Annotated in this window: 9 protein-coding genes and 3 tRNA genes; 8 read left to right on the top strand and 4 right to left on the bottom strand. The window is 41.0% G+C overall.

The window, feature by feature from the left end; all coding sequences use genetic code 11:
* On the top strand, positions 1 to 336 hold a 336-nt coding region (locus LEP1GSC199_RS07690), incomplete at its 5' end, for an IS30 family transposase (RefSeq protein WP_002980182.1).
* A gap of 57 nt (positions 337 to 393) precedes the next feature.
* Here the strand turns inward: LEP1GSC199_RS07690 and LEP1GSC199_RS07685 are convergent.
* Both LEP1GSC199_RS07685 and LEP1GSC199_RS07680 read right to left on the bottom strand, forming a co-directional pair.
* A tRNA-Ile gene (locus LEP1GSC199_RS07685) sits at positions 394 to 467 on the bottom strand.
* Between the two features lie 62 nt (positions 468 to 529).
* Positions 530 to 883, bottom strand: coding sequence for a hypothetical protein (locus tag LEP1GSC199_RS07680; protein ID WP_232420708.1), 354 nt, complete (start codon positions 881 to 883; stop codon positions 530 to 532).
* A gap of 133 nt (positions 884 to 1,016) precedes the next feature.
* Here LEP1GSC199_RS07680 and hemW point away from each other — a divergent pair, with 133 nt between their 5' ends.
* The 4 genes from hemW (at position 1,017) to LEP1GSC199_RS07660 (ending at position 2,934) form a co-directional block, all read left to right on the top strand.
* Entirely contained in the window at positions 1,017 to 2,189 is a 1,173-nt protein-coding gene (hemW, locus tag LEP1GSC199_RS07675) for a radical SAM family heme chaperone HemW (RefSeq protein WP_002980171.1), read from the top strand.
* A gap of 80 nt (positions 2,190 to 2,269) precedes the next feature.
* Positions 2,270 to 2,343 (top strand) — tRNA-Ile (locus tag LEP1GSC199_RS07670).
* Positions 2,344 to 2,352: 9 nt separating this feature from the next.
* Positions 2,353 to 2,425: transfer RNA gene (locus LEP1GSC199_RS07665), tRNA-Ala, on the top strand.
* Positions 2,426 to 2,502: 77 nt separating this feature from the next.
* Positions 2,503 to 2,934: a CBS domain-containing protein gene (locus LEP1GSC199_RS07660; protein ID WP_002975245.1), complete on the top strand. Its 432-nt coding sequence runs from the start codon at positions 2,503 to 2,505 to the stop codon at positions 2,932 to 2,934.
* Here LEP1GSC199_RS07660 and LEP1GSC199_RS07655 read toward each other — a convergent pair.
* Both LEP1GSC199_RS07655 and LEP1GSC199_RS07650 read right to left on the bottom strand, forming a co-directional pair.
* Entirely contained in the window at positions 2,931 to 3,689 is a 759-nt protein-coding gene (locus tag LEP1GSC199_RS07655) for a ribonuclease H-like domain-containing protein (protein ID WP_002980097.1), read from the bottom strand. The two genes, LEP1GSC199_RS07660 and LEP1GSC199_RS07655, sit on opposite strands and share 4 nt — an antisense overlap.
* On the bottom strand, positions 3,671 to 4,759 hold the full coding sequence (locus tag LEP1GSC199_RS07650; protein WP_002980141.1) for a pyridoxal phosphate-dependent aminotransferase: 1,089 nt from the start codon (positions 4,757 to 4,759) through the stop codon (positions 3,671 to 3,673). The genes LEP1GSC199_RS07655 and LEP1GSC199_RS07650 overlap by 19 nt, the downstream gene beginning before the upstream one ends.
* Positions 4,760 to 4,805: 46 nt before the next feature.
* Between LEP1GSC199_RS07650 and LEP1GSC199_RS07645 the strand changes: the two genes are divergently transcribed.
* From LEP1GSC199_RS07645 to leuB, 3 genes are read left to right on the top strand one after another with little or no spacing between them, the layout of a single operon-like run.
* Entirely contained in the window at positions 4,806 to 6,560 is a 1,755-nt protein-coding gene (locus LEP1GSC199_RS07645; protein ID WP_002980112.1) for a phospho-sugar mutase, read from the top strand.
* The gene (locus LEP1GSC199_RS07640) at positions 6,557 to 7,774 is read left to right on the top strand and encodes an aspartate aminotransferase family protein (protein ID WP_002980163.1); all 1,218 of its coding nucleotides are present in this window, start codon (positions 6,557 to 6,559) and stop codon (positions 7,772 to 7,774) included. Before LEP1GSC199_RS07645 ends, LEP1GSC199_RS07640 begins: the two co-directional genes overlap by 4 nt.
* Entirely contained in the window at positions 7,771 to 8,850 is a 1,080-nt protein-coding gene (gene leuB, locus LEP1GSC199_RS07635) for a 3-isopropylmalate dehydrogenase (RefSeq protein WP_002980099.1), read from the top strand. The genes LEP1GSC199_RS07640 and leuB overlap by 4 nt, the downstream gene beginning before the upstream one ends.
* Positions 8,851 to 8,852 lie beyond the last annotated feature (2 nt).

Here is an 8,852-nt window from a genome sequence, read left to right as displayed (position 1 = left end):
ACCGTCAGAAAAAGTTTTGCCAAGGAACTAAAAAAAATGCCAACAGAGCTTAGACTTTCGATAACTTATGATCAAGGTAAAGAAATGAGTAACCATAAGCTATTTACAAAAGATACTCAAATGAAAGTATATTTTTGTCATCCGGGAAGTCCTTGGGAAAGGGGGACTTGTGAAAATACGAATATGCTAATAAGAGATTTCTTTCCTAAAAAAACTGACTTTAATGATATATCAAGAAAAGAACTGAAAAGAGTCCAAAAGCTTTTAAATGAGCGTCCAAGAAAAACGCTTGGCTGGAAAACTCCCGCGGAAAAAATAAAGGAAGTGTTGCGTTAAACTTTAGAATCTATCCTTCATAAAACTCCATAGAATATCGATTCCTTTCCTGTTTTGTGGGCCCAGAAGGGCTCGAACCTTCGACCCGCAGATTATGAGTCTGCTGCTCTAACCAACTGAGCTATAGGCCCCACTGACTTCCAATCTTTCCAAGAAATAAGTGGAGACAAGCATAAAACTCAAGAGACTACCATTAAAGCGAAAGAAAGCGGTTGGATTCAAAGAATTCGTTGAGGTCTTTACGATCGCTCTTCCATTGGATCCAGATCCATAAAGCGGGTTTGGAATCCAGACAAATCCATACTTGGTTTCGCAGGGCATTTTGGTTTCGGACTTGGTCTGCTTGGAAAACTTGAAAGTTTAGATTTCCTAGTATTTTTGGGAATGTTTTAGGTTCGATTCCCCTTGTAAATACCGAATCCATCCAAAGTGTTTTATCTATCAATGGTTCACTCCAAGGAAGAGTTCGCACGATCATAAAAAATCCATCTCGTTTTGCAGGATACACTGTGAGTTTTTTACTTATTGTGGATTCTTGTTTTACCACTACAGGTTCCGGAAAGACAAAAGAAAATGTTTCCCAAACAAAGTTTTGGTTTGGTTCTACAAGTGTCTGTGAAAGGATCGGAGAGGTAGAGATTCCTAAAAAAAACAGAGTCGATACAAACCCTTTCATACTTATGGAACTATTAGACAAACAAACCATCTGGCAAGTCCGAAATTCTTATTTGGGAGTCTATGTCCACTTTCCCTATTGTTTTAAAAAATGTGACTACTGTGATTTTTATTCCGAAGGAATTGGAGCTGCACCAGCTAACGATGAAAAGTTGCTATTCCAGGCGTATCAAAAAGAAATCTTAGAAAGGAAAATCCATTTTCCCGAAATCAAAAACCGAACCATCGATACTGTTTTTTTTGGTGGCGGCACTCCCTCTAAGGCCTCTTCCAAAAGTTGGAAAGACTTCTTAAATTTTTTACGTTCTGAGTTTTCTTTTGCCGACGATACAGAAATTTCTATCGAAGTGAATCCAGAAGATTTAAGTGCGGAGCTTTTAGAGGAATATGATTCGATAGGAATCAACCGTGTGAATGTGGGAGTCCAAACCTTAGAACCAAAGGGTCTGGAATTTCTTGGTCGCCACTACGATAGCGAGAGGTATGGAGCCCTTGTCGATGTTCTGACTCATTCTCCCATCGAACGCGTGGGAATTGATTTGATGTATGGAATTCCAGGAGTTTCGAAAGAATCTTTTTATAGAGATTTAAATCTGTTTTTAGAGGCCGGTCTACCCCATTTGAGTTTGTATTCTTTAACTTTAGAAAAAGGTACCCAGTATTCTCGGGATGTGACTGATCATAAAAAGAGAGAACCAGAAGAAAACATCCAATCGGAAATTCTTACCAACTTACCTGTGTTATTAAAGGAACATGGTTACCTTTGGTATGAAGTTTCCAATTATGCAAAACCAGGATTTGAATCTCGGCACAACCTGAAGTATTGGACCTATGAACCCTATTTAGGCATTGGACCTGGGGCTCATGGAATGATCGAAGGGCATAGGTATGGCAATCCCAGAAATTCTAGTTTGTACCAGAAAAAACCAAGTAATACAAAGTATGAACCCGCAGATCCATCTACAGAACTAAGCCTAACACTATTCCGATTATTTTCCCCCTTTCGGTATTTGGATTTTATAGATACCTATTTGGATTCAGAATCAAAAATCAAATACTTAAGAACCATTGAAGGTTGGGATAAAAAAGGCCTCTGTTCGATAGAATCGGGAGTGTTCCAATGGAAACCTGCGGCATTACTCTTGTTAGATGATCTAATCTTAGAAATTTCACTCTAAATTTTCCATAATACTTTCTTAAAATAATCGTAAAAAAAGATTGCCCACAGACCCCTGTCGAAAAATACTGTTCGTATCCCGGGCCTGTAGCTCAGTTGGTTAGAGCACTCGCTTGATAAGCGAGGGGTCACAAGTTCAAATCTTGTCAGGCCCATAAAGATACGGGGCGTTAGCTCAGCTGGGAGAGCATCTGATTTGCATTCAGAAGGTCATCGGTTCGATCCCGATACGCTCCAAAAACCCGTGTCTTTCCTCACATTCCTCCTAAAAATTTCTTGCTATCTCTCTAAATTCCTATAAACCGATAGGAATCATGTCCGTAAAAGATATTTTAAAAGACAAAGCGTCCTCTGTTCTTTCCATCGAAGAAGATAAAAATGTTTTGGAAGCCACTCAGATGATGGTTGGTGCCAAAGTAGGATCTCTCATTGTTACCTTCCAAGGCAAACTTGTGGGAATTTTTACGGAAAGAGATTTGATGCGAGTGGTTGCCAAAGACCATGCAAACTTAGACAAAATCAAATTAAAAGATGTGATGACCACACAACTCACTGTGGCCGGTCCTGATGAAGACGTGGATGACATTCTCAACAACATGATCACCAAAAGGTTTCGACACATGCCTGTTCTTGATGGTGATAAAATCATTGGACTTATCTCCATCGGAGATGCAGTGAAAACAAAACTCACAAGAACCCAAGCAGAGATGAGTATACTCAGAGAGTATATGTACGGACCACACTAAAACAAACGATTTTCTGTTAGCCTATGAATCGTTTTTTCTAAAACGATTTCTAAATTTTTCGTATCTTCCCTGTTATAAGCAATCAGTTTATCCAACGCCTCCATATTGTTGGTCCTTTGGTATTCAAACCAAAGGAGTGGAGCTTGTCTTCCATCCATTCCTACAATCTCATCCGGACGAACAAGCCCCAGTTGCACTTCTGATTTTTTGAGGCCCCCTTTGATTCCTATCGAATGTAAAAGATTCATCAAATCCAGTTGTGGGTTTTTCACTCGGTAACGAAATTCCCTTTCTAAAAAAGGAACATCGAATCGTTTCCCGTTGTAAGTGACAAGGATATCATCACTCGCAATCGAATCAAAAAGAAACTCGAGGTCTTTTCCTCTTTCAAAAGTTAACATCCTATGATTTTGGTAAATACTCACCACTGTGGTCACAGAAGATTCAGAAATTCCAGTCGTTTCAATATCCAGAAAACAAAATCGTTCGGGGAAGTTTTGCCATAACCTCCAATACTCAAGACTTGGAAGTTCCGTCGTAAAAAAACTAAAATTGGCTTCGGAGAGTTGGCCTTCCAATTCTTCAAGTCGTTCTAATAAAATAGAAACAGAAGGAAGGAGAGGATCGTTTTTTTGTTTTTGGTATTGGATGAGAGATTCCCAACTATACACTCCAACACCAAACAATTGTTTCTCCTTCCGTTCCCCAATGCCCGGAAAAAGTTGGAGGCTTGCTTTTAAATGAGATCCGTACATGCTCTCCACCTTAACAGGCCTTCTTTTATCCGATCCTCTCTCTCTCCAAAACCGATCCGCAGGTAACCTTCTTCTTCAAAATTAATCCCTGGCAAAACAAAAACACCTGTTTTTTCGAACAGTTTGTCCGCATACACCTCCGAGGAAATTCCACTCTCAAGCTCTAACCAACCCACAAGTCCCCCTTCAGGTGGCGTAAAGGATTTGGTATGAGGTAACTCTTTCCAAACAGAATCGAACATTCTAATATTCTCTCGCACTCTGGTTTGGATTTTCGGAAGGAAACTCTCTTTGGATTTTAAAAGTCCGAGTGCCATCCGTTCGGAGATGGGGGAAACTGTATGAGTTAAATAGTCTTTAAAAGAACGAGCCCGTTTGAGAAAGGATTCCTCTGCCACAAGCCAACCTACCCTAAGCCCTGTGACTCCAAAACATTTCGTAAAAGAACCCGTTCCATACAAGGAATGTATTGGATCCACACCCGTTCGTCCGAGACTTCCCGCACCGGGTAAAAACCGGTAGTGTTCGTCAAAGAGAACTTTTTTCTTTTCTTCTTTAAAGTGGGTCAGAAGAGAGTTCCATTCGGATTCGGAAAAGGTTTTCCCTGTTGGATTGTGCGGTTGGTTTATGATGTATAAATCGGCTTGGATTTCCTTCCAAGTGGAAGCAAGGAAAGCCCTTTCATGCGGCACTTGGATGATCTCTGCCCCAAGCATTTTTGGAATTTCGTAGAGGGCTTGGAAGGCAGGCCAAATCAGGGCTACTTTTGCTTTTGGTGGCAAGGCGACATGGAAAGCTAAGTACAAGGCCTCACCAGTTCCCGTTGTGATTAGTACCTGTTCGGGCCTCACTCCTGGATACAGTGCGGCGACGGCTTCTCGCAAGGCAAGGGAACCTTGGTTTGGTGAATCGTTCATCGGAATTTTGGCAAGATCTTTCCAAGAAATTTGCGCCATATCCATCACCTCTTCCAAAAGGAAATGGGCAAGCCCACTTTCTCCTAAATTGCAAAATGCATTCAGGCGGAATCGTTCCAACCTGTCTTCTATGAAAAATTCTCTAGGTTCCAAAATTGATTTCCAGACTGCTTAGCTTCAAAAGATTAGTATGTAAGCTATGTTGAAACCAGAAGACAATATCCTATCTTGGACGAAATCACCTTTTTCATCGGAAATCCAGAATGAAGCCAAAAAGGCTTACGAAGATTGGCAGGCTGGTATCAGTTCCGAACTAGTCGATGCCTTTGCCGTCCCACTCACTTTCGGGACTGGGGGAATTCGGGGAAAGATTGGAAATGGAATTGGCAAAATGAACCTCTATACAGTGGGTCGTGCCGCACTCGGTTTTATTAGCTACTTAAGAGACACAAAAAAAGATGCCTCCATCGTCATTGCTTACGATTCGAGAAGGTTTTCCAAAGAATTTGCAGAACTTTCTGCAGGCATTGCCGCCAAACTTGGAGTTAAAGTTTACATTTTTCCCAAGGTTACTCCGACTCCACTTCTCTCTTATGCCATTCGTTATTACAAAGCAAGTGGTGGGATTGTGATCACAGCTTCCCACAACCCGCCAGAATACAATGGATTCAAGGCCTATCTTGCCGATGGAGGACAACTTGTTCCCCCTGATGATTCCCTCATCATCGGAAGAATTAGTAATATCCATGATTGGACTTCGATCCCACTCGTAAAAAAGACAGACAAAGAGTATAAAAAATTTGTAAAACCGGTGGGACCGATTGTTTTTAAAACCTATTTAAAGGAATTAAAACAAGCAGGGATTCTATCTGCAGTAAAACCAAAAATAAGAAACAATTTAGGAATCGTATATTCACCGTTACATGGAACTGGTGGAGACTATATGAAAGAAATGTTAAATTTCTTTGGATACAAATCTGTATTCCTTGTGCCTGAACAAAAAAAACCAGATGGGGAATTTCCGACAGTTAAGTATCCAAACCCAGAAGAAAAAGAAGCCCTCGCCTTATGTGAGTTTTACGCCAAAAAGAAAAAAGCCGCTACTTTCATTGCAACGGATCCCGATGCGGACAGACTTGGTGTAGGAGTTCGTCGTTTTGATGGTGAATACGAATACCTAAATGGAAACCAAATTGGATCCATAATGGCGGCCTACCTTTCTGAAAGAAAAAAATCGAAAACCAAAACTTATCATTTGGTAAAAACAATTGTGACAACGGACCTACAAGAAGCGATTGCCAAAAAAAATGGAATCAAAATCAAAAACGTGCTCACCGGATTCAAATACATCGCAGAAGAGATGAAACAAATTGAATCAAAAAAGAATAATATATTCTTGTTTGGTGGTGAAGAATCTTACGGATACTTACCCGTTCCTTTTGTGCGGGACAAAGACTCGTTATCGAGTGCCTTACTTTTTGTGGAGATACTTGCGGAAAAAGGAGATTTACTTTCTTATTTAGAATCCATCTATTTAAAATACGGATTGTATCGTGAAAGTTTGTATTCCCTAACTCTAGAAGGAAGTTCGGGACAAGACAAAATCAAAAAGGCCATCGAAACTCTGCGTACGGAAAACCTGATTGGAAAAACCATTGGCGGGCGTAAGGTTGTAGGAGTGCTTGATTACGAAATCCAAAAAGCACAAGGGAAATCCAAAGTATCCGTTTTCAAAGGAATGCCCAAATCCAATGTCATCCAAGTGGAGTTGGAAGGAAATGCTAAACTCACCATTCGTCCTTCGGGAACAGAACCTAAGGTAAAGGTGTATTCGAGCTTTGCCTCTCTTAAAAAACTAAAAAAAACATCCGAGATCCCTGATCTTTGGGAATCACTTGGGAAAGAAATTTCCCTGGCAGAAACAGAATTTTTACAACTGGCAGGACTAAAATGAGTAACGAAACCAAAACCAAATTTGAAGAAATCAAAAAACTTTCTGATAAATTCTTATTAAATACTTACAACAGATACCCCATCGCTTTTACGTATGGTGTAGGTGAGATGATTTTCGATCAAGATAACAAAGGTTATATCGATTTCCTTGCAGGAATCGCCGTATCCAATTTGGGTCATGGAGAAGCGGATTTAATTGAAGCAATGCGTAACCAAATGGATAAAATCCTTCATTCGTCTAACCTCTATTACTCAGAAGAACAAGCAAAACTTGCCGAAGTCATTATCGAAAATAGTATTCCTGGAAAAGTTTTTTTATGTAATTCGGGAACGGAAGCCAACGAAGCTGCCTTCAAACTCATGCGTCGCCATGGAGTGAAAAAAAATATCGAAAAACCAGTGATCCTTGCCCTCCACTCCAGCTTTCATGGCAGAACTCTTTCTGCGATGACGATGACGGGGAATGAATCGGTTCGGAATGGATTTGGGGAACTTGCATCCGATGTCTACTTTGTAGAAGCCAATAATGAAGATTCCCTTATGCAAGCCTTCGAACAATACGGTGACTCCGTTGCCGGAATCATTATGGAACTCATCATTGGAGAAGGTGGAGTCATTCCTCTTAGCCAATCTTTTGTGAACTTAGCACGTAAACTCACAGAAGAAACAGACTCACTCCTAGTTTTCGATGAAATCCAAACGGGCATGGGACGAACAGGAAAGATGTTTTGTTTTGAACATTACGGAATGTATCCCGATGCCTTCACTCTCGCAAAAGCACTCGGTTCAGGATTTCCGATCGGGGCTCTCGTTGTTGCCAAAGAATTCGAAACTGTTCTCGAACGAGGAATGCATGGGTCTACATTTGGTGGAAACCATTTGGCTTGTGTGGCAGCTTACGAAACATTCAAAATCATTTTGTCTCGGAATCTACTGGATCATGTCTCCACAATTTCTGAACAAATGTTTGCCCGATTGAAAACCATGATGGAATCCACTGGCAAAATCAAACAAGTGAGAGGACGTGGGTTACACATTGGAGTGGAATTGTATTCCGAATCAAGACCCGTTGTCGAAGAATGTTTAAAACGCGGCCTTGTTGTGAATAGCACAGCAGGAAATGTAATTAGAATTATACCTCCACTCATCTTAAGCATAGAAAAAGCATCAGAAGGATTGGATATTTTAGAATCAGTATTAAAGGATATGAAATGAAAAAAGTAGCAGTACTTGCCGGAGACGGGATAGGACCCGAAGTAATGGATGTGGCCTTGAATGTGGTCAAAAAAGCATTAGGGAATCAATCATCCGAATTTACATTTGAACATGCGTTAGTTGGTGGAGCTGCCATTGATGCCACAGGATTTCCCCTTCCCGAAGAAACTTTGAAACTTTGTGAATCCTCTAGTGCCATATTTTTCGGATCCGTTGGTGGACCTAAATGGGAAACACTCCCACCTGAGAGACAACCAGAACGCGGTGCCCTTCTCCCACTCCGTAAACATTTTGATTTATTTGCAAACCTAAGGCCTGCGATCATTTATCCAGAACTAAAAAAAGCAAGTCCCATCCGAGGGGACATCATCGGTGATGGCCTAGATATTCTAATCCTAAGAGAACTCACTTCTGGAATCTATTTTGGAAAACCAAAAGGGAGAGAAGGAAGTGGGCCAGAAGAATTTGCATATGACACCATGAGATACTCTCGTCGAGAGATCGAACGAATCGCACGCACGGCTTTTGATGCCGCTAGAAAACGAAATAAAAAAGTCACAAGTATTGATAAAGCAAACGTTCTTACCACTTCTGTGTTATGGCGAGAAGTGGTTGTAGCCCTTCATAAAGCAGAATACTCGGATTGTATTTTGGAACACCTCTACGTAGACAATGCAGCGATGCAACTTATCGTAAAACCTAAACAATTTGATGTCATGCTCTGCGAAAATATGTTCGGAGATATCCTATCTGACGAAGCATCCATCATCACAGGATCCATTGGAATGTTACCATCCGCTTCGCTCTCCGAATCTGGATTTGGTCTCTATGAACCATCTGGTGGATCCGCTCCTGACATCGCAGGTAAAGGAATCGCAAACCCCATTGCACAAATCTTGTCGGGAGCCCTTATGCTCCGATACTCTTTTGGATTGGAAACAGAGGCCGTGGCCATTGAAAATGCCATTCGAACGGTTCTAAAGAAGGGGTTCCGAACGAGAGATATTGCCGAAGAAGGCACATCCGTCCTCGGTACAAAAGAAATTGGTGTTGAAATCGAAAAGGCACTTGGATAAAC

This window comes from Leptospira vanthielii serovar Holland str. Waz Holland = ATCC 700522 (assembly GCF_000332455.1).
GTDB classification, from domain to species: domain Bacteria; phylum Spirochaetota; class Leptospiria; order Leptospirales; family Leptospiraceae; genus Leptospira_A; species Leptospira_A vanthielii.
The sequence above is the reverse complement of the archived record's forward strand: the minus strand, read 5'-3'. Positions and strand labels throughout refer to the sequence as shown.

Excerpts from the sequence above, each read along its gene's own strand:
- LEP1GSC199_RS07660 (WP_002975245.1), top strand. The coding sequence starts at position 2,503 with ATGTCCGTAAAAGATATTTTAAAAGACAAAGCGTCCTCTGTTCTTTCC.
- hemW (WP_002980171.1), top strand. The coding sequence starts at position 1,017 with ATGGAACTATTAGACAAACAAACCATCTGGCAAGTCCGAAATTCTTAT.
- LEP1GSC199_RS07655 (WP_002980097.1), bottom strand. The coding sequence starts at position 3,689 with ATGTACGGATCTCATTTAAAAGCAAGCCTCCAACTTTTTCCGGGCATT.
- LEP1GSC199_RS07640 (WP_002980163.1), top strand. The coding sequence starts at position 6,557 with ATGAGTAACGAAACCAAAACCAAATTTGAAGAAATCAAAAAACTTTCT.
- leuB (WP_002980099.1), top strand. The coding sequence starts at position 7,771 with ATGAAAAAAGTAGCAGTACTTGCCGGAGACGGGATAGGACCCGAAGTA.
- LEP1GSC199_RS07645 (WP_002980112.1), top strand. The coding sequence starts at position 4,806 with ATGTTGAAACCAGAAGACAATATCCTATCTTGGACGAAATCACCTTTT.